Annotated in this window: 26 protein-coding genes and 1 pseudogene; 12 read left to right on the plus strand and 15 right to left on the minus strand. The window is 69.1% G+C overall.

Features of this window, described 5'->3' with window-relative positions:
- Window positions 1–135 precede the first annotated feature (135 nt).
- A complete protein-coding gene (locus ACLJPX_RS27840) occupies window positions 136–507 on the minus strand; it encodes a VOC family protein (RefSeq protein WP_410603091.1) in 372 nt (123 codons plus the stop codon).
- A gap of 150 nt (window positions 508–657) precedes the next feature.
- On the opposite strand from ACLJPX_RS27840, the gene ACLJPX_RS27845 reads away from it, so the two are divergent.
- Window positions 658–1,059, plus strand: a complete 402-nt coding sequence (locus tag ACLJPX_RS27845) for a MarR family winged helix-turn-helix transcriptional regulator (RefSeq protein WP_410603093.1) — start codon at window positions 658–660, stop codon at window positions 1,057–1,059.
- A 1-nt stretch (window position 1,060) separates the two neighbouring features.
- Here ACLJPX_RS27845 and ACLJPX_RS27850 read toward each other — a convergent pair whose 3' ends face one another.
- Window positions 1,061–1,495, minus strand: coding sequence for a hypothetical protein (locus ACLJPX_RS27850; protein ID WP_410603095.1), 435 nt, complete (start codon window positions 1,493–1,495; stop codon window positions 1,061–1,063).
- A gap of 129 nt (window positions 1,496–1,624) precedes the next feature.
- Here ACLJPX_RS27850 and ACLJPX_RS27855 point away from each other — a divergent pair, with 129 nt between their 5' ends.
- Genes ACLJPX_RS27855 through ACLJPX_RS27865 form a run of 3 tightly spaced genes read left to right on the plus strand, consistent with a single transcriptional unit; the run spans window position 1,625 to window position 3,099 of the window.
- Complete coding sequence (locus ACLJPX_RS27855) at window positions 1,625–2,086, plus strand: nuclear transport factor 2 family protein (protein WP_410603097.1); 462 nt, start codon at window positions 1,625–1,627, stop codon at window positions 2,084–2,086.
- Window positions 2,064–2,720, plus strand: coding sequence for a transcriptional repressor LexA (lexA, locus tag ACLJPX_RS27860; protein WP_039919936.1), 657 nt, complete (start codon window positions 2,064–2,066; stop codon window positions 2,718–2,720). The genes ACLJPX_RS27855 and lexA overlap by 23 nt, the downstream gene beginning before the upstream one ends.
- A 37-nt stretch (window positions 2,721–2,757) precedes the next feature.
- A complete protein-coding gene (locus ACLJPX_RS27865; protein WP_101610030.1) occupies window positions 2,758–3,099 on the plus strand; it encodes a VOC family protein in 342 nt (113 codons plus the stop codon).
- A 2-nt stretch (window positions 3,100–3,101) separates the two neighbouring features.
- Here ACLJPX_RS27865 and ACLJPX_RS27870 read toward each other — a convergent pair whose 3' ends face one another.
- Window positions 3,102–3,449 carry a DoxX family protein gene (locus ACLJPX_RS27870; protein WP_410603099.1) on the minus strand — a complete coding sequence of 116 codons (348 nt, stop codon included), beginning with the start codon at window positions 3,447–3,449 and terminating at the stop codon, window positions 3,102–3,104.
- Between the two features lie 147 nt (window positions 3,450–3,596).
- Between ACLJPX_RS27870 and ACLJPX_RS27875 the strand changes: the two genes are divergently transcribed.
- From ACLJPX_RS27875 to ACLJPX_RS27890, 4 genes are all read left to right on the plus strand, one after another.
- Window positions 3,597–4,205, plus strand: a complete 609-nt coding sequence (locus tag ACLJPX_RS27875; protein ID WP_410603101.1) for a TetR/AcrR family transcriptional regulator — start codon at window positions 3,597–3,599, stop codon at window positions 4,203–4,205.
- A gap of 2 nt (window positions 4,206–4,207) precedes the next feature.
- Entirely contained in the window at window positions 4,208–4,864 is a 657-nt protein-coding gene (locus tag ACLJPX_RS27880) for an enoyl-CoA hydratase/isomerase family protein (protein ID WP_410603103.1), read from the plus strand.
- Between the two features lie 74 nt (window positions 4,865–4,938).
- On the plus strand, window positions 4,939–5,790 hold the full coding sequence (locus ACLJPX_RS27885) for a DUF4436 family protein (protein WP_233222990.1): 852 nt from the start codon (window positions 4,939–4,941) through the stop codon (window positions 5,788–5,790).
- A 13-nt stretch (window positions 5,791–5,803) separates the two neighbouring features.
- Window positions 5,804–6,589 carry an alpha/beta hydrolase gene (locus ACLJPX_RS27890; protein WP_410603105.1) on the plus strand — a complete coding sequence of 262 codons (786 nt, stop codon included), beginning with the start codon at window positions 5,804–5,806 and terminating at the stop codon, window positions 6,587–6,589.
- Window positions 6,590–6,594: 5 nt separating this feature from the next.
- On the opposite strand, the gene ACLJPX_RS27895 is transcribed toward ACLJPX_RS27890, so the two are convergent.
- Both ACLJPX_RS27895 and ACLJPX_RS27900 read right to left on the minus strand, forming a co-directional pair.
- Window positions 6,595–7,572 (minus strand): acyl-CoA desaturase, encoded by a 978-nt coding sequence (locus ACLJPX_RS27895; protein ID WP_174720454.1) that lies wholly within the window; start codon window positions 7,570–7,572, stop codon window positions 6,595–6,597.
- A gap of 434 nt (window positions 7,573–8,006) precedes the next feature.
- Entirely contained in the window at window positions 8,007–8,870 is an 864-nt protein-coding gene (locus tag ACLJPX_RS27900) for a nitroreductase/quinone reductase family protein (RefSeq protein ID WP_410603108.1), read from the minus strand.
- A gap of 376 nt (window positions 8,871–9,246) precedes the next feature.
- On the opposite strand from ACLJPX_RS27900, the gene ACLJPX_RS27905 reads away from it, so the two are divergent.
- Window positions 9,247–10,503: a DUF222 domain-containing protein gene (locus ACLJPX_RS27905; RefSeq protein ID WP_410603110.1), complete on the plus strand. Its 1,257-nt coding sequence runs from the start codon at window positions 9,247–9,249 to the stop codon at window positions 10,501–10,503.
- 230 nt (window positions 10,504–10,733) lie between these two features.
- Here the strand turns inward: ACLJPX_RS27905 and ACLJPX_RS27910 are convergent.
- Together ACLJPX_RS27910 and ACLJPX_RS27915 are read right to left on the minus strand one after the other, a co-directional pair.
- A pseudogene (locus tag ACLJPX_RS27910) lies at window positions 10,734–11,160 on the minus strand (acyl-CoA thioesterase).
- A 28-nt stretch (window positions 11,161–11,188) separates the two neighbouring features.
- Window positions 11,189–11,965, minus strand: a complete 777-nt coding sequence (locus ACLJPX_RS27915; RefSeq protein ID WP_410603112.1) for a helix-turn-helix domain-containing protein — start codon at window positions 11,963–11,965, stop codon at window positions 11,189–11,191.
- Window positions 11,966–12,016: 51 nt separating this feature from the next.
- On the opposite strand from ACLJPX_RS27915, the gene ACLJPX_RS27920 reads away from it, so the two are divergent.
- Window positions 12,017–12,757, plus strand: a complete 741-nt coding sequence (locus tag ACLJPX_RS27920) for a hypothetical protein (protein WP_410603114.1) — start codon at window positions 12,017–12,019, stop codon at window positions 12,755–12,757.
- Between the two features lie 84 nt (window positions 12,758–12,841).
- Here ACLJPX_RS27920 and ACLJPX_RS27925 read toward each other — a convergent pair whose 3' ends face one another.
- From ACLJPX_RS27925 to ACLJPX_RS27950, 6 genes are all read right to left on the minus strand, one after another.
- Window positions 12,842–13,216, minus strand: coding sequence for a DUF427 domain-containing protein (locus ACLJPX_RS27925; RefSeq protein ID WP_410603116.1), 375 nt, complete (start codon window positions 13,214–13,216; stop codon window positions 12,842–12,844).
- A 64-nt stretch (window positions 13,217–13,280) separates the two neighbouring features.
- Entirely contained in the window at window positions 13,281–14,045 is a 765-nt protein-coding gene (locus tag ACLJPX_RS27930; protein WP_101610040.1) for an HAD family acid phosphatase, read from the minus strand.
- A 10-nt stretch (window positions 14,046–14,055) separates the two neighbouring features.
- Entirely contained in the window at window positions 14,056–15,225 is a 1,170-nt protein-coding gene (locus tag ACLJPX_RS27935) for a THUMP-like domain-containing protein (RefSeq protein ID WP_410603118.1), read from the minus strand.
- The gene (locus ACLJPX_RS27940; protein ID WP_101610042.1) at window positions 15,226–16,191 is read right to left on the minus strand and encodes a class I SAM-dependent methyltransferase; all 966 of its coding nucleotides are present in this window, start codon (window positions 16,189–16,191) and stop codon (window positions 15,226–15,228) included.
- Window positions 16,192–16,195: 4 nt separating this feature from the next.
- Window positions 16,196–16,975 (minus strand): enoyl-CoA hydratase/isomerase family protein, encoded by a 780-nt coding sequence (locus ACLJPX_RS27945; RefSeq protein ID WP_020630952.1) that lies wholly within the window; start codon window positions 16,973–16,975, stop codon window positions 16,196–16,198.
- A gap of 99 nt (window positions 16,976–17,074) precedes the next feature.
- On the minus strand, window positions 17,075–17,887 hold the full coding sequence (locus ACLJPX_RS27950; protein WP_101610043.1) for an ABC transporter ATP-binding protein: 813 nt from the start codon (window positions 17,885–17,887) through the stop codon (window positions 17,075–17,077).
- A 330-nt stretch (window positions 17,888–18,217) separates the two neighbouring features.
- On the opposite strand from ACLJPX_RS27950, the gene ACLJPX_RS27955 reads away from it, so the two are divergent.
- Window positions 18,218–18,766, plus strand: a complete 549-nt coding sequence (locus ACLJPX_RS27955) for a cysteine dioxygenase (RefSeq protein ID WP_410603121.1) — start codon at window positions 18,218–18,220, stop codon at window positions 18,764–18,766.
- A complete protein-coding gene (locus ACLJPX_RS27960) occupies window positions 18,763–19,158 on the plus strand; it encodes a rhodanese-like domain-containing protein (RefSeq protein WP_410603123.1) in 396 nt (131 codons plus the stop codon). The genes ACLJPX_RS27955 and ACLJPX_RS27960 overlap by 4 nt, the downstream gene beginning before the upstream one ends.
- 3 nt (window positions 19,159–19,161) lie before the next feature.
- Here the strand turns inward: ACLJPX_RS27960 and ACLJPX_RS27965 are convergent, their stop codons facing one another.
- Both ACLJPX_RS27965 and glgP read right to left on the minus strand, forming a co-directional pair.
- The gene (locus ACLJPX_RS27965) at window positions 19,162–19,995 is read right to left on the minus strand and encodes a hypothetical protein (RefSeq protein ID WP_410603125.1); all 834 of its coding nucleotides are present in this window, start codon (window positions 19,993–19,995) and stop codon (window positions 19,162–19,164) included.
- 128 nt (window positions 19,996–20,123) lie between these two features.
- Window positions 20,124–22,664 carry an alpha-glucan family phosphorylase gene (glgP, locus tag ACLJPX_RS27970; RefSeq protein WP_410603127.1) on the minus strand — a complete coding sequence of 847 codons (2,541 nt, stop codon included), beginning with the start codon at window positions 22,662–22,664 and terminating at the stop codon, window positions 20,124–20,126.
- Window positions 22,665–22,784: the final 120 nt, after the last annotated feature.

Raw genomic sequence — 22,784 nt, forward strand, 5'->3', positions numbered from 1 at the left:
GCGGACCGCTGTCAGGCCGCGCACACGACGCTGGCACCGGCCTGGCACGCCCTGTCAGCCGAAGAACCCGACCGCGTCCCGTGTCCAGCCGGGATCCACGGTGAGCAGGGCCTCGCGCTGCTCGGGCAGGCGCGGTCAGGCCTTGTCGTGGATCGTGATGACGTAACCGTCCGGGTCCGAGAAGGCGAACGTACGGCCGAACGGCCCGTCGAACGGCTCCGTGACGATGGGGGTGCCCGCCGCGGCCAGCCGGTCGTGCAGCGGCTGCGCGTCGTCGGCGTGAAGCCACAGCGCCACCCCTGATCCCGGCCCCGGGGACACGGCGTCCAGATCCATCCCCGGCACGGGTTCCCGCACCGCGAACGGGATCGTCCCGGTGCCGAACACCACCGCGTGAGGCGGCGCGACGGGCAGCCTGCGCAGGCCGAGCCGGTTCTCGTAGAACTCGGCCGCCCGGTCGAGATCGCGTACTTGCAGTGAAAGGAAATCGGGTCCGGTCACGGTCATTGTCGTCTCCCTCGATGTCAGTGTGTTGACATCCGAAATGTATGTCATGATGCTGACATGAGTCAAGGCGGAGTTGATCAAGGAGAGGCTGATCAAGGAGAGGTTGACCAGGCAGAGCAGGTCGGACCGCTGGACCGAGCGGTCGGATACATGCTGAAACGAGCGGCGACGGCGCTTCGCACGGCCATGGACACCGCTCTGCGCCCTCTCGATCTCACCGTGCCGCAGTACTCCTGCCTCGAAGTGCTCTCGCAACGACCGGGACTGTCCAACGCGGAACTGGCGCGAGCCGTGTTCGTCACCCGGCAGTCGATGAACCTGGTGCTGCGCGGGCTCCAGGACCGCGGGCTGGTCACCCGGCCACCGACCGCGCCCCAGGGCCGCGCTCTGCCGAGCACGCTCACCCCCGCCGGACGCGCGCAGCTCCACGTGGCCAGCATCGCCGTGCGCGTAGTGGAGAAACGGATGCTCGAACCGTTTTCGGCCGCTCATCAGGACCGGCTGCTGAACGATCTCGCCGCCTGCACCGCCGCGCTCGCGACCGAGGAGTAGCTCAAGACCTCGTGTTCACGAGCGTCTCCGGCTTGAAGGCGTAGACGTCGCCATCCTGGACGAGCACGTGCCATTCCCCGCAGACCTTGTCGGTCCTGCTCTCCTGCCCCTGCGGCCACCACGGGGCGGCGAGCGTGGCCGCCTGCGTCGCCGCCGGCCCCGGCACGCAGGTCGAAGGCAGTTCCCCGCCGACGAAGCGCAGGATCCGCTCCGATCCCGTGGTCCGGATGACCTCCGTGATCGACATCGCCCGGTCCGGCACCCAGTCCGGCACCCGCGCGTCCTTGTCCCGCTTGCCTTCCACGCCGTTCGGGTAGCCGACCGTCTTGACGTGGCCGTTCGCCTTCTCGGTCAAACCTTCTTTGAGACCGCATCCGGTCAGGGCGACCGTCGCAGTCGCCGCGGCCAGTACCGCCGCCGTGATCTTCGTGTTCATACGATCGAGTCAACCTCGCCGCAGCGCGCACGGGATCGGACTTTCGGTCCCGCCGGGACGGCCATCCGGCCGATCTTCACGGCGGATATCCGCCAGCGCCCGCGGGCCCGCCGGACCACAGTGGTCGTCGTGACATCGACAACGGACGCCCTGTCCGTACTCAAAGGCATGTACGCGGCGGAAGCCGGCTACTTCGCCGCGGGAGGTCCCGGCAAGGCGACCTTCGCGCCGCTCGCGCCGTTCTTCTCCCCCGATGTGGTGCTGCATCAGGCCGACGGCCTGCCGTACGGCGGAATCTGGCGCGGCCACGAGGGGATGGAGCGGTTCTTCCTCGCGATGGGCGCCACCTGGGACGTTTTCGACATGCTGGAGCAGAGCTTCCTGAGCGAGACCAGTCCGCTGGTCGTCCTGACCCACGTGCACGTCCGCGCCAGGACCACCGGCCGCGAGCTGGACTTCCCGATCCTGCAGACGATCACCGTCGAAGACGGGCGCATCGCCGAGGTGCGGCCGTTCTACTGGGACACCGCGGCGATCGCGGCGGCCTGCACGAACTACCATTCCGCTGATGACCGCCTACCACGATCTTGACGTGTTCGAGGAAGCCGCTTCCCTGCCGGAGCGTCAGCAGAAGATTCTGCTGACCATCCGCGAATGGGTGGTGGAGCACGGGTACTCGCCGAGCACGCGTGAGATCGGCGAAGCGGTCGGCCTGCGCTCGACGTCCTCGGTGTCGAAGCATCTGGCGGCCTTGGAGGAGAAGGGTTTCCTCCGCCGCAGCAGCTCGATCTCCCGCCCCATCGACGTCCGCGCCTTCCTGCACGGCACCACGTCGCGGGAATCCACAGAGGACTCCGTGCCGGTTCCCGTCGTCGGCGACATCGCCGCGGGAACGCCGATCTCGGCCGTCGAGCACGTCGACGACGTGATGACCCTTCCGCGTGAACTCACCGGGCGGGGCAACGTCTTCGGGCTGCGCGTGCGCGGTGACTCGATGATCGACGCGGCGATCTGCGACGGCGACATCGTCGTGGTGAAGCAGCAGCAGGAGGCGCACTCGGGCCAGATCGTCGCCGCGATGATCGACGAGGAGGCCACGGTCAAGGTGTACCGCCGCCGCGACGGCCACGTGTACCTCGAACCGCGCAACCCCGCCTACGACGTCATCGACGGGGATCGCGCGGCCGTGCTGGGCGTCGTGGTCTCGGTCCTGCGCAGCGTCTGAGGAGTTTCTGTCGGTGGGCTGGAGTACCTTCCGGCCCATGTACGAAATCGACTTCGTCGAGTTCCCGTCGAGCTCGGCGGCGGGCTCGAGCCAGTTCTTCGAGAAGGCCTTCGGCTGGACGGCGACGCCGTACGGCCCGAAGTACACCGACGTCCAGAACGGGGGCGTGGTCTCGTTCGGTTTCCAGCAGGACACCGCGCAGCAGACGGCCGCGCCGCTGGTGACGATCCGCACCGACGACCTCGACCAGGCGAGGGGTTCCGTCGAGGCCGCGGGCGGGATCGTCACGGTGGAGCCGTTCTCGTTCCCCGGTGGGCGCCGATTCCACTTCCGCGAGCCCGGTGGCTCCGAACTCGCGGTGTGGACCCCGGACTCCTGACCTCAGGCGGCGAATCCGAGCACCAGCGAGGCCGCGACAGGCGCCAGGTACATCAGCGGGAACGCGACGTGCGAGGGCCAGTGCGCGCGGAGCACGGTGATCACGGCGCCGGCGAAGTAGAGCACCAGGCCGATCCCGGCCGCGACGCCGATCGCCGGCACCCACAGGCCGGCGATCAGGCCGAGCGCGCCCGCGGCCTTGGCGAGGCCGAGCAGGTTCCACCAGCCGTGCGGAACGCCGTAGTCGGCCAGCGGCTGCACGACCCACTTGGCACGGAAGAAGATCGAGGCGGCCGAGAAGGCGGCCATGAACGCTCCGACGGCGGTGACGATGACGTAAGCGGTGGTCATTTCGGTTTCTCCTCGGGTTCTCGGTGGTTCGCCGGGTTGACCCCGCCCACCGGACCGATGTGACAGCACCGCGCGTGAACCACGTCACAACCTCGTGAAGGCGCACCCGGCACCGTTTTAGAGCAAGCGCTCTGTTACTCTCGCCCGATGGCCCGCCCCCGCGTGCACGACCTGGACAGGCTGCTCGACACAGCCGAGCGCCTCGTCGTCGAGGTCGGCGTCCGGGGCGTCACCGTCCGGTCCCTCGCGGCCGCCGCGGGAGTCCCCAACGGCACGATCTACCACGCTTTCGGCTCGGTCGGCGCGCTTCTGGCCCGCGTCTGGCTTCGCGCGGCGAGCGACTTCCTCGACCTCCAGACCGAACGGGCCGCCCAGGCGGAAGACCCGGTATCGGCGGTCGTGGCCGCGGCGGACACGCCGGCCGCGTTCGCCGTCCGGAGGATGGACGCGGCCCGCCTGCTCCTCACCGTCAAGAAGGAACACCTGCTCGGCCCGCAGGTCCCCGAAGACCTCGCCGGCCGCCTTCTGGCGCTCGACAAACGGCTGGTCACGCTCCTGGTCGGGCTCGCCGAGAGGCTTTGGGACAGGTGTGACTCACAAGCCGTCGAGGTACTCACGACCTGTGTGGTCGATCTGCCGACGGCCCTGTTCCGCCGCGCGTTCACCGCGGGCGAGCCGATCCCCGAAGACTCCCGGGTCCGGCTCGCCGCCGCGGTCCACGCCATACTCCTGCTCCCACCCCCACGAAAGGACTGACCATGCCGACTCTGCGTCACGACGCGCCGGTGTTCCTGCTGGACCTCGGAGACGACGAGAACCGCTTCTCCCCTGCCTGGCTGGAAACCGTGCATTCCCAGCTGGACACCGTCGTCGCCTATCCGGATCCCGCGGTACTGGTCACGGTCGGCTCCGGGAAGTTCTACTCGAACGGCCTCGACCTCGACTGGATCACCAACAACCCCGCCCAGGCCGCGCAGTACGTCGCCGACGTCCACGAACTGCTCGCCCGCGTGCTCACCCTCGGCGTGCACACGGTCGCCGCGATCAACGGGCACGCCTTCGGCGCCGGGGCGATGTTCGCGATGGCGCACGACTTCCGGGTGATGCGGGCCGATCGCGGGTACTTCTGTTTCCCCGAAGCCGACATCAACATCCCGTTCACCCCCGGGATGGCCGGGCTCATCCAGGGCAAGCTCACCCCCTCGGCCGCCATCGCGTCGATGACCACCGGACGGCGCTTCGGCGGCACGGACGCGCGGGACCTGGGACTCGTGGACGCCGTCGCCGAGAAGTCCTCGCTGCTGGAGTACGCGGCCGACCTCGTCCGCCCGCTCGCCGGAAAGGACCGCGGCACGCTGTCCGCGATCAAGACGACGATGTTCACCCCGGCCCTCACCGCGCTTCGCGCCAAGTAAGGCACGAGCGACGACATCACCCCTCAGCATGACAACGGCGGCCGAACCGGCCCCGGGCTGCCACGATGGCCGCCATGCGAAAGATCAATCCGGTGGTCAAGGCCGTCGCCACCGTGCTGGGCGTGGCGATCGCCGCCGGACTCGGCCTGTGGCTGCACGCCGCGGACCGGACCGCGGGCGACACCGGGCACTGGGTCGGCTCGCACGACCCGGACCGGATCGAGGTCAACGCCTCCGTACTGAAGGTGGACGCCGCCGCGCGGGAGGCCGTGCTGCGCGTGCTGGTCGTCCCGCTCGGCCGGTTCGGTGAGGACGACGGCGTCGCGCCGACCGGCGAGCTGCGGCTGCTGAACTCCTCCAGCCTCCGCGGCGACCACGTCTTCCCCGCGCACCAGCGGATCTCCAGCCTCGATCTCCCGATCGCGCTGACCGGCGGAGCCGTCACCGACTATCCCTTCGACGGCTACGAGGCGCGGATCGAGTTCGCGGCCGCCCACAACGGGGAACCCGCGCCCGTGCTGTTCACACTGGACAAAGTGGACAGTCTGTTCTCCTTCTCCGTCAAGGACTATCGCGCCTCAGACGACCAAGGCGGCCTCGACGTCCGGTTCAGCCGGTCCACCAGCGTACTGGTCTTCGCCCTCTTCATGATGATCACCATGTGGGGTCTGGCCATCGCGGTGTTCTTCGGCGCGCGGCATCTGATCGCGCGACGGCGGGGCCTGGTCTGGCCGTCGTTCGGGTTCATGGCGGCGACGCTGTTCGCGCTCGCCGGATTCCGCAATCTCGCCCCGGGTTCGCCACCGATCGGCTCACTGCTGGACTACACGGCCTTCCTGTGGGCCGAGGTCGTCATCGCGTTGTGCGTCGTGGTCGCCGTGGTGACCGGGGCGATCACCGAACACGGCAAACCGGACGCGGGATGAGCATGATGGGGGCATGCGCAAGAAGGTGTTGACCGCGCTGGCGGTGGCCGTCACCCTCGTCGGGGTGGTCTTCGGTGGCGCGTTCGCCTTCCAGCGCAAGCTGATCTACCTCCCCGAGGGAGGTCCGCCGACCGGTGCCGCCGACGTCGTGCCCGGTGGCAGGGACGTCACGCTCACCACCTCGGACGGACTGGGCCTCGCGAGCTGGTACTTCCCGGTCGCCGGCGCGAAGGCGGCCGTGCTCGTCGCACCGGGCAACGCCGGGAACAGGTCGTCCCGCGCGCCGCTGGCCCGCGCACTGACCGCACGCGGGCTCTCGGTGCTGCTCCTGGAGTACCGCGGCTACGGGGGCAACCCCGGTGACCCCTCCGAAGCGGGGCTCGCGCTGGACGCCCGCGCCGCACGGGACTTCCTGATCCGAGAGGCCGGGGTGCCGCTGGTGTACTTCGGCGAAAGCCTCGGCTCGGCCGTCGTCACCGAACTGGCCACCGAGCATCCGCCGTCGGCGCTCGTGTTGCGTTCGCCGTTCGTCGACCTCGCGTCGGTCGGACAGCGGCTCTACCCGTTCCTGCCGGTCCGGTGGCTGCTGCGGGACGAGTTCCCGACGCGGGGCAACGTCGCGCGCGTGAAAGCCCCGGTCACCGTCGTCTATGGGTCCTCGGACTCCGTCGTCCCAGCCGAGCAGAGCCGAGAAGTGGCCCGGGCGGCCAGTGCCAGGACGATCGAGGTCCCCGGCGCCGACCACAACGACCCGGCGTTCTCAGCCGGGCCGGAGCTGGTCGGCGCCATCGTGGACTGACCGGCTCAGCTGCTCCGTCGTAGTGACAGGGAGTGGCCGGGGTTGAGCTTGCGGCCGAGCCTGTCGGCCTTCGGCCAACGGACGTCTGTCGCCCAGCCCACCTTCTCGAACAGCCAGATCAGCCGCGCGGAGATGTCGAGCTGGCCGCGGCGGACGCCGTGCCGGGCGCCGGTCGGGTCGGCGTGGTGGGAGTTGTGCCAGGACTCGCCCATCGAAGCGATGGCGAGCGGCCAGAAGTTGGCGGATTTGTCGCGCGCGGCGAACGGGCGGTCGCCGATCAGGTGACAGAGCGAGTTCACCGACCAGGTGACGTGGTGCAGCAAGGCGACGCGGACGAGGCTCGCCCAGAAGAACGCGGTCAGCGCGCCCCACCAGGACATCGTGATCAGACCGCCGAGCACGGCGGGCGCGAGCAGCGTCACGACGGTGAGCAGCGGGAACAGGCGATCGACGCGGGCGATGTCACGGTCGGCGAGCAGGTCCGGGGCGAACCGCTGCGCGTTGGTCTTCTCGCGATCGAACAGCCAGCCCATGTGGGCGTGCCAGAAGCCGCGGGCCAGCGCGGCCGGGCCGGTGCCGAACAGCCACGGGGAGTGCGGGTCGCCTTCACGGTCGGCGAAGGCGTGGTGGCGCCGGTGATCGGCCACCCAGCCGATGACGGGGCCCTGCATCGCCATGCTGCCGGTGACCGCGAGCGCGATCCGCAGGCCGCGGTTGGCCTTGAAGGCTCCGTGGGTGAAGTAACGATGAAAGCCGATGGTCACGCCGAGGCCGGTCAGGAAGTAGAACCCGACGGCCAGGCCGAGGTCCACCCAGCCGAGGCCCCAGCCCCACGCGAAGGGGACGGAAGCGGCCAAGGCCAGCAGGGGCACCACCGCGAACAACTTGACGAGAAGGTTTTCGGTGTTGGACTGCTCCCCGGACAACAGGGGTTGCGGTATCTGCCGCTCTTCGCTGTCCGGGGGTCTTAGAACTGAGGTCATGTCGCCGTTTCTTGTCGATGGCCTGATGAAGACGCGGCGCACGAAAGGCAATGCCCGCGACGAATTCTGCGCGAGCGTGCTTGGACAACACGACACCCAAAACGTTGGACCGCTTCGTCAACGAAGGGCGTCGGCGGAAGGTTCCGGTGTGGGGTAAGAGGGTTCGCGAAAAAGATCCACGTATCGGTCACCCTGCGGGGTCGCGGGGTCGTAGCGCTCGTCCTGAGGGTCGAGCGGGTGGCTGAACAGCGCACTGTCCGTGCTGTGAGTTTTGACGATGAAACCTTTCGAAAGGGACCGCTCGTTCGCGGTCTGCGGCGAGGCCAGGGGCTAATTCCGCCCGGCTCGCACTGAGATCGGCGTCACGCTGAGAGAGCGCCGCCACCCCCGAGGATACACGCCCTGGGGCCGAAACCCCAGGGCGTCCACCCCGATCAGCCGAAGGCCGGCGCCGGAGCCGTCACGTTGAGCGCGGCGACGACGGTTCGCTCCTCGTAGGCGAAATGTGCTTCGAGCTTGCCCGCGAGCGCGTCGAAGTCGTCACGCAACCGGACCGGATCGCTCTCGCCGTGGACGTAACCCTCGACGAGGTCCCGGATCCGCTTCTGCAACGCCGCGACGACGACGTGATCCTCCCCGAGCTTCGTCAACGCGGGCGCGAGCGCGGGAAACCGTTGCGCCAACAGGGGAAACGCACCCAGGTCTTCCCCGGTGTGATGCTTGGTCAGCGCCTCGCAGAACGAAACACAGTGCGCCCGCAGGGATTTCTCCATAGTGAGCGAATCCGCGCGCCCCGCGACGATGTCGTCGACCCCGGCCCGCAACGTCTTGAGCTCCTCCCGGAGCCAGTCGTGGACTTCCACTACGAAGTCCCCCATCCCCCGCACCCTGTCGTCGATCCGGTGCAGGATCACCACGGGCAGCTCCCGCGTCGTTTTCGCCTGGTACTCGGCGAATCCCGGATCCTCGGCGACGACCTTCGCGAACAACGCGTCGCGCTCCACCGGCGGCGGAACGGCCGCGATCGCCTCGTAGCTCTCGGTCCCCGTCTCGATCGTGACCCGATGGTCGTGCCGAAGGTTGTAGTACCAGCCCGGATGCCTCGGCGCCCCCATGTTCGAAGCGACAACGACGGTCTTGCCGTCGATTTCGAGGTACCCCAACGGATTCGTCCGCCGCTTACCGCTCTTGGCGCCGATGGTGGTGAGCAGGATCAGCTCCCACCCCTCGAACATGCCGCCGAGCTTTCCCTTGTTACGCCTGAATTCCTCGATCACCTGGTCGTTGAAGCCGGTCAATGCGGTCCTTTCCCGTCGTTGTGTCGACAGGAGGGCGCGGAACCACCACCGGAAGAAGGCACGACGACAGCAACCCACTGGTACACAGGGGTTTTCGAGCACACCGCATGGAGGCGTCATCCCACGAAGCGGGGATGAGTGAATGCGAGAGACGGTGTGTGCCGACCTCTGGTGGCTGAGTAGCCGCTACCTCCATGCGTAGGCCCATACGGGGCTCGGGAACGAGGCTAGCACAAGGTCGACTCGTCTTGCACCTACCTTCTTCCTAAGCGTCCCTAAAGGCGCTTCGCCACGTATTCTCACTCCCTATCGAGTGAAGCCGTGTCACATAAACATGCTATAGCACAGGTGTTCGACTGCAGGTAATGTCGATCCCGTGGCCAGCGACGATGCATCCCAGACGACACCCGCCGAGTGGTGGCGTGTCGATACCGCTGTGCTGCATGCCCGTAAACAGGAACTCGAAGTTCTGAAGCGGCAATTGGATGCTGAGCAGAACGCGATTCTCGCGGAAATCAATATCCGCGGGGTTCGTGGGTGTTCGGGTCATGCGACGTTGTCGGCGATGATTTTCGAGGACTTCCACGTCACTGCCAAGGAAGCCGATGCCCGCGCTGACCGGGTGCTTGCGTTGCATGCGGGTGTGGCGGTGGGTGGTGATCGGGTGCCGCCTCTCGCTCCCCTGACGGCTGATGCCGCCCGTGAGGGTGCGATCGGTGGTTCGCAGATCGACGCGATCATCCGCACTCTCGCCCGCATCCCGTCTTTCGTCCCGGAAGAAGACGTGCGAGGCGGGGAGAAAATCCTTGTGGATCTGGCCCGGCACGCCGGGCCTCACACGATCGCCCAAGCTGGACGGAGACTCCTGGACAAGCTCGATCCCGATGGGAAAGAACCCCGCGACGAGAACCCCAAAGACACCCGACCGGAGCTGCGGTTCGTCAAGCACCGCAACGGCACCCTCGGCCTCAAAGGCACGCTCGATCTGGAGACCTACGCACGGTTGAAGTCCGACCTGGACCCGATGGCCAAACCGCACAAGGCCATCGACGGAGTCCGCGACTCCCGCACTCAGGACGAACGCTACGGGGATGCCTTCACCGACTATGTGCGGTTGAAGACCACCAGCCGCAACCTCCCCGGCCAAGCAGGGGAAGCCACCCACATCCTCGTCACCATGTCTTACGAGGACCTGATCCGGGACATCGGCGAGGCTCACCTCGATCTGGTCGGGCCGATCAGCGCCACCGACGCCCGCATCCTCGCCTGTGATGCCCGCGTCCGGCCCGGTGTTCTCGGCACAGCAGGGGAACCCTTGGATATAGGCCGCTCCAAACGCACCGTGTCACTGGCACAGAAATACGCACTCACCATCCGCGACGGCGGGTGCGCCTTCCCAGGATGCGACATGCCCGTGCCCCGCTGTACGGCTCACCATATTGTTTTCTGGCGACACCACGGCGAAACCAAAATCGACAACCTCGTCCTGCTCTGCACCAAACACCACCGGCTCATCCACCACAGCCAATGGAAAGTCCAGATCGCCCAAGACGGACTCCCCGAATTCACCGCACCCGCCTACCTCGACCCCACCGGCCAACCCCGACGCAACACCATGCACCTCAGGACATAGGCCGAACAGTCAGCTCCTGGATCACGTGCCGCGCGTTATCCGTCATCGCCGACTTGGTCTTGCGATAGTGGGGCAGTGCGATCAGCGCCTGGGAAAGTGTCCTTCCGCGGCTGCGGCTCCAGGCCGCGTCGTCCACGCCCAGCACAGGCCGGATCGCCCACACCCAGGCAGCCGAAGTCGATCACCGCGGAAGCCGGTCGCCGTCCACCAGCAGGTTGCCGGGCATCTGATCATGCCAACCCCAGGATCTCCGGCCGCGCGGCGTACTTCCGCCAGTGCCGTCCGGGATCCGGGACCAGGCGCCGCAGTTCGAGATCCAGCAGTCCGGAAAGACTCTCCACCTCGGCCACCACGGCACCGTCCGGCGTCACGAACTCCTGGACGACCCGTGACACCTTGCCCGGCTCCCAGGAGAACCGGGTCAGGACGTCGATCCGCGCACGGGCCCGCAGCTCGCGGCGGAACCGGATCGTCGTTTCGAGGTTGACCGGGCCGAGGTTCCCGGCCCGGAGTGCCAGCGGATCCACTCCGGCGGCCCACACGCATTCCCAGCGGGCGTGATCGGCGTACGCGAGGTAGGCGGGGCCGCGGACGTGGCCGTTGAGGTCGAGATCGTCGGGTGCGGATGTCGATGGTGACGCGAAAGGGTTCGGGCACTCCCCGATCCTCACCTCGGCAGGCCGCCTCAGTCTGGAACGTTTCGGCCAGCCCAAGACCGCACGAGCGCGCCGGGCGAGGCGCCCGACAACCGACGGCACTCCCGGCCGAGATGGGACTGATCCGCGTACCCCACGTCGGCTGCGACATCGGCGAGTGACGCATGTTCTCGCGCCACGCCCTCGATCCGCTTGAGGAACCGGTGGAACCTCAGCACCCGCTGCAGCTCCTTGGGACCGACTCCGACTTCGTGCCGCACGTGCCGCCGCAGCCCGCGCTCGCTGACGCCCAGCTCCGCCGCCACCCTGTCGGCACGAGCGCCGGGCGCACGCAGCGCGCGGGCGGCCTCGATCGACAGCCAGTCCGGTTCGGCGTCCCGAAGCCGTTCGGCGACCAGTGCCTCCAGCACCGAGCGCGCCTCGGCGGGCGTCGCGCATTCGGCCAGCCTGGATTCCGCGCGGCGGGCCCTCGCCGCCCACAGTTCGCGTAACGGGGTGGCGTTCGCCGTCAGGTCCGTCATCGGCAGGCCGAGTACCGCGCCGCCGACGCCGCACCGCAGGCGGAGCCCGACTGTCCAGTCCACCGCGGGCAGGTCATGCCGCAGCACCCCGCGGACCGAGGTGACCGCAACGAGCGCGCGTCCGTCCCAGACGAGGTCCACACAGCCGTCCGGGAACACCCGCAGCGGGCGGCTGCTGCCCACCCGGCCCGTCCAAGCACTCTCGACCACGCTTGCCACCGCCGCGGCCGGCGTGGTTTCGCGGTACACCGAACGGCCCGATCGCCGACGCAGCGGAACACCCACGTCCGGCAGTATGCCCCCGCCCGCCGACAAGATGCGCTCCATTTGATCTTGATGAAGACTGCCAGCGTGCTGCGGCCGGTGCTCGACCCGTCCCCCGCCGAGTGGATCTCCCCCAGACTCGGTGGGACCTTCGGCGCGGCCTGCCGCACGGTCCCGCACGGGTACGCCGCCTACGCCCGGATCTGCCACCCCGCCGAACGCGACCGCGGCGGCTGGGCGAGCTGGCGCGAAGCGGCGGCCGAAACGGGACGGCGCGCCCATGGCGCCATGCAGTGGCACACGCTCGTCGGCTCCCCGGATCCGGTGAACCTCACCGGCTCGCTCTGGCGGGGCTCCCCGCCGGGACGCGGCACTCTGCCGTCGCACAGCCTCACCGCACTGCTGGCCGTCCTCGGCGACCACACCTCCACTTCGGAGACCTGGTTCTGTCTTTGGGACGGTTACGGCTGGGCCGACGAGGCGACGTTGTCCCGCGAGCACCTCGACGCCCCGCGCCTGCGGCATCCCGGCCGCGACTACCTGGTGTTCGGCGGACCGCTGACCTCGGCGACGGAACTCGGTTGGAGGCCGCGGCCGAACTGGTTCGAGGCGCAGTCCCCCAACCTGTTCTGGCCGGACGACCGCGCGTGGTGCGTGGCCACCGAGATCGACTTCGATTCGACCCTCGTCGCGGGCGAGGAGGGCCTGATCGACGCGCTCCTCAAGGCGCCCGGCCTGGAGGTCTGGCGGATCGAACCCGACACCTCACTCGCCGCGGACGCCGACCGGATCAACCACCACCCAGTGACCTGAAAGAACCCCTCTCGCGTGCTATGAAAGGCCCGTTACTTGCAAAATTTGCAAGTAACGGGCCTTTCATAGCACGCGTAAGCGGGGTCAGCGCTCGTCGATCGCGTCCACCTTCGACGGGTAGAACGCGACGTGGTCCTTGATCTCGGCGACAGCGTCGTGCGGCGCCTCGTAGGTCCAGACGGCGTTCTCGGCGACGCCGTCGCCGGTGCGGATGCTGTAGTAGGACGCGTCGCCCTTGAACGGGCAGTACGTCGAATGGTCCGTCCGTTCCAGCACGTCGAAGTCGACGTCGGCACGCGGGATGTACTGCGCCGGCGGGTAGTTCGCCTCCTGCAGCGTGAGCGCGTTCGCGCTGTCCGCCACGACCTTCCCGCCGACCGTGACGACCACGCGTCCCTTGTTCGGCGCCACCGTGATCGGGTGGGACGCGCTGGGCTTCAGCACCTTCTTGTCAGGCATGGATCAGCTCCCTCGGGGGTTTCCGATACCGGGCACAGCAACGCCGCGGCCGCGGATATTCCCCTCAGGGCAGGTAGTACATCGGGTTCGGCAGCTTGACCGGGAACTCCGCGTAGCCGCCTTCGAGGTCGCTGAACTGGTCGCCGAAGTTGGCGAGGATGGTCGCGCCGGTCGAGGCGATGTGCTTCCGCGTGCCCGCCTTGTACTGGACGGTGGTGCAGGTGAGCCCGCACGGCAGGTACGCGGGCGCGGTGGTCTTCGGCTTGAAGAACGCGCCCGCCGGGGCCGGGTAGCCCTCGTTCGCGAGGTTCTTGAGCGACTGCGGGCCCTGGAACTCGTTGCGGCCGGTCAGGAAGTAGACCTTGACCCCGTGCTGCGCCGCCCAGTTCGCCAGTTCCAGCACCGGCTTGTTCGCGACGAACGTGCCCTTGTCGATCGCTTCCTGCTGCTTCACCGGGTCGAAGCCGAAGTCGTTGTCGACCTCCCAGCCGTAGGTGACCTCGGCGGTGTCGTCCACATCGAACACGACGGCGGGGTTCTTGACGCCGCGGTCCAGCCGCCGCGTGAGGTAGCGCTTGGCGTCCGAGACCTGGCGTTTGGTGTCGGAGACGAACCGGCTGTTCTCCGAGTAGCCGTGTTTGCCGTCGGGGCCGACGACGTCTCCGTAATAGGCCTTGACGTCCAGTTTGACCTGGCCGATGTTGGCGGGCTCGTGGCCTCGACGCCAGTCGGCGTCGTCCTGGTTCGCGACGGCGGTGGCACCGCCCGCGAGGACGGCTCCGGCGGCCGCGGCGGCGGCCAGTTTCAGCAGACCGGTGAATCGGCTCACGAAATACTCCTCACGTCAGCTGTGCGCGGCACAGGAACGCTACTCCAGAACGGCCGATTCTGGTCAGTACCAAAGTAGCTTCTTCACCACCGCGCGGTTTCAGCTTGCGCCGCAAGGCATCCGGATCTATGTCGAGACCGCGGACGAGGATCTCCAACCGTCCGATATCGTGTTTTTTCAGCAGTACACGAAGATTCTTCTCACTGTACGGTCCGTACTCGAACACCCGGAACGCCCGGATTCCCGGCGGCGGGACGTCTCCGGTCAGGTACGCGATGCGCTCGTCGAGCTGCCAAAGACCGTGCCGCGCGGCGTAATGCCGCACCAGCCCGGCCCGCACGACGGCGCCGTCGGGATCGATGATCCATTCACCCGGCTCGCGCACGGGGATCTCATCGGAATCGGCGTCGGTGACCGTCCACTGTGTACCGTCCGAACGCAACACCGTCGCGCGCCGGGACACGGTGGAGCCCACTCCGCGCCACAGGCACGCCTCGCGGACCTGACCGTCCAAAGAGACCAGTTCGACCTCGTCCGCCCACGGCGCGATGGAGAAATCGAGGCCCGGCGCGCATTTGACCGACAGCTCGCGGCTCGCGTACGCCTCGACCAGGCCGTCCAGCGGCGGCAGGAAGTCCGCGGGTTTCCACGCACGCCGTCCGGCCGAGTCGCGGCGGGCGGGATCGGCGACGACGACCGAAGACCGGCTGACCGGCCGCAACGCGTCCGCCCGCACCAGCACCGGCGCGACACCGGCCTCGAGTGAATTGTGCCGCGCCATCGCCAGCCGGACCTCGTCCAGATCCGAGCCCAGCGAACGGGAGGCGACGCGGGCGATCTCGATCAGGTCCGCGCCGACGGAACACGTCACGTCGTGGACGTCCCGGCCCGTCAGCCGCGAGGCCCGGTGCCGGGCGACCGCGGTGGCACTGGCCTGCTGGAGGGCGTCACCGGTGAACAGCCACGAGCCCGCGGAGTCCAGTTTGGACGACGACTTCCGCCGCAGCACCACCGTTTCCAGCACCGCGGCCGCGTGCTCCGGGGCGATCCGGCGCACGGCGGCGACGTCGGCGATGCGCGTCTTGTCGGTCAGCGGCAGGGACGAGCATTCCGCGAGCGCCGCGCTTCCCGCGCCGGAGCGCAGGAAGGCGACGTCGTCGAGAGTGAACGCGTAAGGCACCTAGGAACGCTTGGTACCGGTGATCATCACGTTGTAGAACAGCTCACGCGGCAGCACCTTGGCGAGCAGCTTCTTGTCCAAAGCGGACAGCCGCAGCCACAGCCGGTACGCGAACAGACGCCAGCGCAGGGTCAGTTTCTCCTGCGGCACGGCGGCTTCGAAGGTCCGGATCGGCCAGCCCGCGAGCGCGGCGGCGAACTCCTCGGTGACCGCGCGGACGTCCTGCGCCCCGGCACCGCGAGCCATCAGCTCGAGTTCCGACGGATCGAACGTGTGGATGTCGACCACGGCCTCCAGCGCGGCCGCGCGGGAGGACTCGTCGAGTTCCTCCTGGGGGCGGCGCCAGCCGTTGAGCACCGGGAGCTTGGTCAGGTTGGTGGTGAGGTACCACGTGAACTGGCCGAGCTTGCGCGCGTAGAGGTCGCCGACCTTCGTCGGCTCGCCCGCGAAGACGAACCGGCCGCCCGGCTTGAGCACCCGCAGCACCTCGGCGAACGCCGCGCGGACGTCCGGGATGTGGTGCAGCACCGCGTGCCCGACGACGAGGTCGAAACTGTTGTCCTCGTAGGGGATGCGCTCCGCGTCGGCGACCCGGCCGTCGACGTCGAGGCCGAGGTTCTCGGCGTTGCGCAGCGCGACCTGGACCATGCCGGGCGAGAGGTCGGTGACCGACCCCTTCTTGATCACGCCGCCCTGCATCAGGTTCAGCAGGAAGAAACCGGTGCCGCTGCCCAGTTCCATCGCGGTCGGGTACGGCTGGCCGTCGTCGTCACCGGCGACGGCGTTGAACACGTCGGTCGCGTAGGAGATGCAGCGCTCGTCGTAGGAGATGGACCACTTCTCGTCGTAGGTCCCGGCTTCCCAGTCGTGGTAGAGCACGTTGGCGAGCTTGGGGTCGGCGAAGGCGGCCTTGACCTCTTCGGCGGTGGCGTGCGGGTTCGGCGCCGGGTCGTTCACCTGGGTCACGTGCTTACTTCCCCTCGAAGGTGGCCTTGCCAGGGCCGTTCTCGATGAACGACTTCATGCCGTTGCGCTGGTCCTCGGTCGCCCACAGCGCGGCGAAGAGGTGGGATTCGAGCTTGAGGCCGCTCGCGAGGTCGGTGTCGAGACCGCCGTCGATCGCGGCCTTCGCGGCGCGCAACGCCACGGCCGGGCCGTTCGCGAACTGGGCGGCCCACTTGTGCGCGGCTGCGTAGACGTCGTCCGGCGCGACGACCTCGTCGAGGATGCCCAGCGCCAGCGCCTCTTCGGCCTTCACGAACCGGCCGGTGAACACGAGGTCCTTGGTCTTGCTCGGGCCGATGAGCCGCGCGAGGCGCTGCGTGCCACCGGCTCCGGGGATGACGCCGAGCTGGATCTCCGGCTGGCCGACCTTGACGTTGTCGCCGGCGATCCGGCGGTCCGCGGTCAGCGCGAGTTCGAGGCCGCCGCCCAGCGCGTAGCCGGTGATGGCCGCGACGACCGGCTTCGGGATGTTCGCGATGGTGGCCAGCGACGCCGTCAACGCCGCGCCGAACTTCGCGATCTCGGGGTAGGTGCGCTCGGCCATCTCCTTGATGTCCGCGCCACCCGCGAAGGTCTTCTCGCCGCCGTACAGGATCACGGCGCGCACGTCGTCGCGCTCGGAGGCCTCGCGGGCCGCCTCGGCGAGCTCGGCCTGCACCTGGTTGTTCAGCGCGTTGACCGGCGGGCGGTCCAGCCGGATCGTGCCGACCCCGCCTTCGACCTCCAGGCTTACGAACTCTCCCACGCCGTCCTCCTTAACCGTCCAAGACAGATTGCAGGCTACCGGTCAGTACGACCTCTTCGGGGGCAGCCCTTCCCTCCCATGGGTCGTCCCCCAGAAGTCTCAGCGGCGACGGGCGAAGAAGCGATCACCGGACCGTTCGAGCAGGAGGTCCTGGTCGAACGTCTTGGACAGGTTGTCGCTGGTCACGACGTCGTCGACGAGGCCGGAAGCGACCGCGCGGCCGTCACGCAGCAGCAGCGCGTGGGTGAAGCCCGGCGGGATTTCTTCCACGTGATGGGTGACGAGCACCATCGCCGGGGCCTCCGGGTCGAGGGCCAGCTCGGACAGGCGCGCGACCAGGTCCTCGCGGCCGCCGAGGTCGAGTCCGGCGGCGGGCTCGTCGAGCAGCAGCATCTCCGGGTCGGTCATCAGCGACCGCGCGATCAGGGTCCGCTTGCGCTCGCCTTCGGAAAGCGTGCCGAAGGTGCGCTCGGCCAGGTGCGGGATGCCCAGCGCGGCCAGCAGTTCGCGGGCGCGGTCGGTGTCGAGACTGTCGTATTCCTCACGCCAGCGGCCGACGACGGCGTACCCGGCGCTCACCACGACGTCGACGACGCGCTCCTCGCCCGGCACCCGCTGGGCGATCGCGGCGGAGGTGAACCCGATCCGCGGGCGCAGTTCGAAGATGTTGACCTTGCCGATCCGGTCGCCGAGCAGGTCGACCGTTCCCGAGGTCGGGTGGAGTTCGGCCGCGGCCAGCCGGAGCAGGGTGGTCTTGCCCGCGCCGTTCGGGCCGAGCACCACCCAGCGCTCGTCCAGTTCCACGCTCCAGTCGAGGTCGGCGAGGAGGTCGTTGCCTGTTCGGCGGACCCCGACACCGGTCATCCTCACCACGAGGTCGTCAAGTTCGCTGGGCTGGATCGGCTCGCTCACGAGCCCATTGTGTCCGCACACGCGCGCGCGTGTGCACCGGGCCGCCGGTCGGGAGAAAGCGGCTGGTCCAGGGAGTGGGACGGAGCTCTCCGGAGTAACCGCCGGAGCGCGGGCTGTGGCAGCATCGAAGACGTGATCAGGTCCGTGGCCGCCGCCTTCCCCGTCATCGGGGGCTCTTTCTGGCGCCGTCGCACCATCGACCTGCTCCTCGTCGCCTCGTCCGGGTGTACCACCGCGCGACACGGCTGAGTCCCGCTCTTTCCCCGGCCCCGTGTCGCGCCGCGTTCGGCCCTGTTCCCGAGCACGCGATCCTTCACGAGGAGCCCCGAATTGACCACGTCCGTCTCGTCCCGCCAGGACTTCGAGATCCATCCGCAGCTGATCGACCCGCTGCTCCCGGAGCTGCTGCACCCCGAGCGCCTGCTCTGGACGCCGCGGGAGCTGGCAGACCTGACCTCCACCGTCACCACCGAACTGACCGCGGGCCTGCGCGGCCTGCTGCGCTTCGACGAGGACCACCGCTGGTGGGCGCGGCTCGCGCTGACCGACGGCGTCGAACTGTGGCTGCTGTCCTGGCTGCCCGGCCAGCAGACCAAACCGCACGACCACGGTGGCGCGTCCGGCTCGTTCACCGTGCTGCAGGGCGAACTCGGCGAGGAGTACCGCTACCCCGGCGGCCCGGTCCGGCGCCGCACGCACGTCGCGGGCGAGGGCATCGGCTTCGGCGCGGGGCGCGCGCACCAGGTGACCGGCATCGGCACCGAGCCCGCCGCCAGCGTCCACGCCTACTCGCCGCCGCTGGTCGCGACCCGCGAATACGGCACGCTCGCCGAAGTCCCCGCCGAGATCCCCTCGCTGGCCCCGATACTGGGCCGATGAGCGCGATCGACGACCTGCTGGCCACCGCCCGGTCCGGACTGGACCGGGCGGAGCCCGGGCAGGCACAACGGCTGCAGCGCGACGGTGCCCTGATCGTGGACATCCGCCCGCACGTCAACCGGCTCGAAGAGGGCGAGATCCCCGGTTCGGTGGTCGTCGAGCGGATCCACCTCGAGTGGCGGCTCGCGCCGGACAGCGAATGGCGACTGCCGGAGGTGCGACCGGACTCGACCGTGATCGTCGTGTGCAACGAGGGGTATTCGTCGAGCCTGGCCGCCGCCGACCTGCGGCGGCTCGGCCTGCCGGGCGCGACCGACCTCGAAGGCGGGTTCCGCGCCTGGCGTTCGGCTGGCCTTCCGGTCCGGGAGGGCGGCACCCCCGCCGTCCCGTGACGCCTACCGCCGGACGGCCAGCCGGGCGATCGAGTCCGGCGAAAGCGGAAGGGCCGCGTGGATCCCGGCGCCGCGCACCGGCCGGGGGTTGACCAGGACACCCGTCGCCACGTCACGCCCGGCGGCCGCGAGCACGACCTCGCGGCCGGTCCGGTGACGGACCCGCACCCAGCCCGCGCCGGTGACCGCGCGGTACTCGGCCAGCAGGCGCTCGTCGGTGAAGACGCAGAGCCAGTCGCCGTGCGTGCCGAGCCGGGCGGGGAGCGGCGCGCCCGCCTCGTCCGCCGGGCCCCACACCGTGCCGTCGAGGAACATCCGCATGACCGAGGGGACGGGTTCGCGCAGCCCGCCGGCGGGGTCCTCCCGCTCCGGGCGGACGTTGCCGTCGATCCACCGCGAGGCGAGCCGGAAGTCTTCGCCGGTGAGGTCTTCCTGGAAGCCGTCCAGACTGTTCTTGACGCTCCCCAGGAAGTCGTAGAACCGCCGGGTGCAGGTCCGTTCGGAAACCGCCACCCGGCCGCGGCCGACCATGGTCCTGATCCGGCCGACCATGCCCGCCCCGCCGTTCACCGGATCGACGCCGAGGTTGTAGGCGGTCCAGACGATCTCGGGCATGAGCGGATCGGCGAATCGCTCGAGAACGCGATTCAGCCGTAAAAGGACGATCTCGCGCACCCGGCCGGGTTCGGCGTCCTCCGCGATCCCCCAGATGGCACGCAATTCCGGCCCCAGGGCACGGCGCAGCCCGTCCTGTTGGATCCCGGCTCGGGCGTGGATATGGTGCAGCCGGTCCTTGGCCCTGCGCGACGCTTTCGTTTCCTTCGCCGAAGCCACCATTCCTCCGTATTTCAGGATCGGCCCGGCAAAGTGTATTTCACCTGCTTGTCCATCATTGTTCGGAGGAAATCGAAGATCAGGGATTTCCTTTGTTCGGCACCGGCTTGACAAACGCCGGTGGCAGGGATTTACGCGTGGACCACCCTGGCGAGTTCCGCCGGGGTGGCCAGCAGGCGGTGTTTCGGCAGCACTCGGACGGTGTAGCCGATCGAGCCCGGGTGCGGCAGCTTCAGCCGTGCCGCGAACGCGCCGATCCCGTCACCGGACATCGGGACGGTGACGGGATCGCTCAGCTCGTCCCCGTCGCCCACCTTCCCGACGACGGCCTGGACGTCCACTTCGGACGGTTCGAGGCCGGCGAGGTCGATCCGCGCCCGGATGGTCACCTCGGTGCCGGTGACCATCGGCGCGGCGTCTTCGACGAGCAGTTCGGTGTCGAAGATCCGCACCCGTGGCCAGGAAACGTCCAGTTTGGTCCGGTAGTCGGCCAGCGAAAGCGCGCCGCGGTACCCGTCTCCCGTCGCCTCCGCGACCATCCGCGAGGCGGGCAGGTAGCCCGATTCGACGTACTCCCGCACCATGCGCGCGGCCTGCACGCGCGGCCCGAGGGTCTCCAGCGTGTGCCACACCATCGACAGCCAGCCGCCGGGCACGCCCTCGGCGTCGCGGTCGTAGAACAGCGGCGCGATCTGGTGGCCCAGCAGGTCGTAGAGCGCCGCGGCCTCCAGTTCGTCACGGCGCAGCGGGTCGGTGACGCCGTCCGCGGTCGGGATCGCCCAGCCGTTGCTGCCGTCGTAGCACTCGTCCCACCAGCCGTCGCGGATGGAGAGGTTGAGGCCGCCGTTGAGCGCGGACTTCATGCCCGAGGTCCCGCACGCTTCCAGCTGCCGCACCGGAGTGTTCAGCCAGACGTCGCAGCCGCGGTAGAGGTAGCGCGCCATGGACATGTCGTAATCCGGCAGGAAGACGATCCGGCGCCGGACCTCGGGATCGTCGACGAACCGGACGATCTGCTGGATCAGCTGCTTGCCGCCCTCGTCCGCCGGATGCGACTTGCCCGCGACGACGAGCTGGATCGGGCGCCGCTCGTCCAGCAGCAGCGCGCGCAGGCGGTCCGGGTCGCGCAGCATCAGCGTGAGCCGCTTGTAGGTCGGCACGCGGCGCGCGAAGCCGACGGTCAGCACGTCGGGGTCGAAGACCGTGTCGGTCCAGCCGAGTTCGAGCGCGGACGCGCCGCGCTGCATCCACGCGGCCCGCACCCGCCGCCGCACCTCGGCGACCAGCTTCTCCCGCAGTTCCCGCCGCAGCCCCCACAGCTGCTCGTCGCTGACGCCGTCCCGCAGCGGCCTGCCCTGGGTGCCGTCGAGGCCCAGTTCCTCGTGGTTGCGCCCGAGCAGCGCACTCAGTTCGCGCGCCACCCAGGTGGGCCCGTGGACGCCGTTGGTGACCGAGGAGACGGGCACCTCGTCGAAGTCGAACCCGGGCCACAGCCGGGAGAACATCCGCCGCGACACCCGGCCGTGCAGCGCCGAGACGCCGTTCGCGCGCTGCGCGAGCCGCAGTCCCATGTGCGCCATGTTGAACAGGCCGGGGTTGTCCTCCGCGCCGAGCGCGAGCACCCGGCGCGGGTCGACGTCCGGGACCAGCCTGCCGTCGGTGAAGTACCGCTGGACCAGGTCGACGGGGAACCGGTCGATCCCGGCGCTGACCGGCGTGTGCGTGGTGAACACGGTCCCGGCGCGGACGGCGGGCAACGCCTCGTCGAACGCCAGCCCGTCGGCCTGGATGATCTCGCGGGCGCGTTCCAGTCCGAGGAAACCGGCGTGGCCTTCGTTCGTGTGGAACACCTTCGGCTGCGGATGCCCGGTCAGCTCGCAGTAGCGCCGCACCGCGCGGAAACCGCCGATCCCGGACAGGATCTCCTGGCGGATGCGGTGGTCGGCGTCGCCGCCGTAGAGCCTGTCGGTGACGGCGCGCAGGTCCTCGTCGTTGGCCTCGGTGTCGGTGTCCAGCAGCAGCAACGGGATCCGGCCGACGCGGGCCTTCCAGATCTGCGCGTGCAGCGTCCGCCCGGCGGGCATCGCGACCTTCACCAGCACCGGCTCGCCGCCGTCGGTCAGCAGCTCCAGCGGGAAGGCGTTGGGATCGATGACCGGGTAGTGCTCGACCTGCCAGCCGTCGAGCGACAGCGCCTGCCGGAAGTACCCGGCGCGGTAGAGCAGCCCGACGCCGACCATCGGCACGCCGAGGTCCGACGCCGCTTTGAGGTGGTCCCCTGCGAGCACGCCCAGACCGCCGGAGTAGTTCGGCAGCGCCTCGGTGACGCCGAACTCCATCGAGAAGTACGCGACGGCGGGCGGGAGATCGGGGTCGTCCTGCTTCTGGTACCAGCGCGGCTCGGCGAGGTAGCGCTCCAGATCGGCGACGGCTTCGCGCGCGCGGGCGAGGAAGTCGTCGTCGACGGCCAGCTCGTCGAGCCGGGCCGGGGGCAGCGCGGTGAGCATCCGAAGGGGGTCCCGGACGCGGTTGAACAGCTCCGCGTCCATCGACGCGAACAGGTCGCGGGTCGGCGGATGCCAGGTCCAGCGCAGATTCGTGGCGAGGTCACCGAGGCCGGAGAGCGACTCCGGCAGGCTCGCGCGGACGGTGAACCGGCGGACTGCTCTCATGAGGAGCGACCATATCGGGACCGCCCCCACCCCGCTCAAGACCCACTTCGGGGATTACCTGCACGCGGGCCATAAGCGCTGGGTAGGGTCCCTGCTTGCCGGTTTACGCGGCCCGGTCGG

Source organism: Amycolatopsis sp. lyj-90 (assembly GCF_046549035.1).
Lineage (GTDB): Bacteria > Actinomycetota > Actinomycetes > Mycobacteriales > Pseudonocardiaceae > Amycolatopsis.

Excerpts from the sequence above, each read along its gene's own strand:
- ACLJPX_RS27840 (WP_410603091.1), bottom strand. The coding sequence starts at position 507 with ATGACCGTGACCGGACCCGATTTCCTTTCACTGCAAGTACGCGATCTC.
- ACLJPX_RS27845 (WP_410603093.1), top strand. The coding sequence starts at position 658 with ATGCTGAAACGAGCGGCGACGGCGCTTCGCACGGCCATGGACACCGCT.
- ACLJPX_RS27850 (WP_410603095.1), bottom strand. The coding sequence starts at position 1,495 with ATGAACACGAAGATCACGGCGGCGGTACTGGCCGCGGCGACTGCGACG.
- lexA (WP_039919936.1), top strand. The coding sequence starts at position 2,064 with ATGACCGCCTACCACGATCTTGACGTGTTCGAGGAAGCCGCTTCCCTG.
- ACLJPX_RS27865 (WP_101610030.1), top strand. The coding sequence starts at position 2,758 with ATGTACGAAATCGACTTCGTCGAGTTCCCGTCGAGCTCGGCGGCGGGC.
- ACLJPX_RS27870 (WP_410603099.1), bottom strand. The coding sequence starts at position 3,449 with ATGACCACCGCTTACGTCATCGTCACCGCCGTCGGAGCGTTCATGGCC.
- ACLJPX_RS27875 (WP_410603101.1), top strand. The coding sequence starts at position 3,597 with ATGGCCCGCCCCCGCGTGCACGACCTGGACAGGCTGCTCGACACAGCC.
- ACLJPX_RS27880 (WP_410603103.1), top strand. The coding sequence starts at position 4,208 with ATGCCGACTCTGCGTCACGACGCGCCGGTGTTCCTGCTGGACCTCGGA.
- ACLJPX_RS27885 (WP_233222990.1), top strand. The coding sequence starts at position 4,939 with ATGCGAAAGATCAATCCGGTGGTCAAGGCCGTCGCCACCGTGCTGGGC.
- ACLJPX_RS27890 (WP_410603105.1), top strand. The coding sequence starts at position 5,804 with ATGCGCAAGAAGGTGTTGACCGCGCTGGCGGTGGCCGTCACCCTCGTC.
- ACLJPX_RS27895 (WP_174720454.1), bottom strand. The coding sequence starts at position 7,572 with ATGACCTCAGTTCTAAGACCCCCGGACAGCGAAGAGCGGCAGATACCG.
- ACLJPX_RS27920 (WP_410603114.1), top strand. The coding sequence starts at position 12,017 with ATGAAGACTGCCAGCGTGCTGCGGCCGGTGCTCGACCCGTCCCCCGCC.
- ACLJPX_RS27925 (WP_410603116.1), bottom strand. The coding sequence starts at position 13,216 with ATGCCTGACAAGAAGGTGCTGAAGCCCAGCGCGTCCCACCCGATCACG.
- ACLJPX_RS27960 (WP_410603123.1), top strand. The coding sequence starts at position 18,763 with ATGAGCGCGATCGACGACCTGCTGGCCACCGCCCGGTCCGGACTGGAC.
- ACLJPX_RS27965 (WP_410603125.1), bottom strand. The coding sequence starts at position 19,995 with ATGGTGGCTTCGGCGAAGGAAACGAAAGCGTCGCGCAGGGCCAAGGAC.
- glgP (WP_410603127.1), bottom strand. The coding sequence starts at position 22,664 with ATGAGAGCAGTCCGCCGGTTCACCGTCCGCGCGAGCCTGCCGGAGTCG.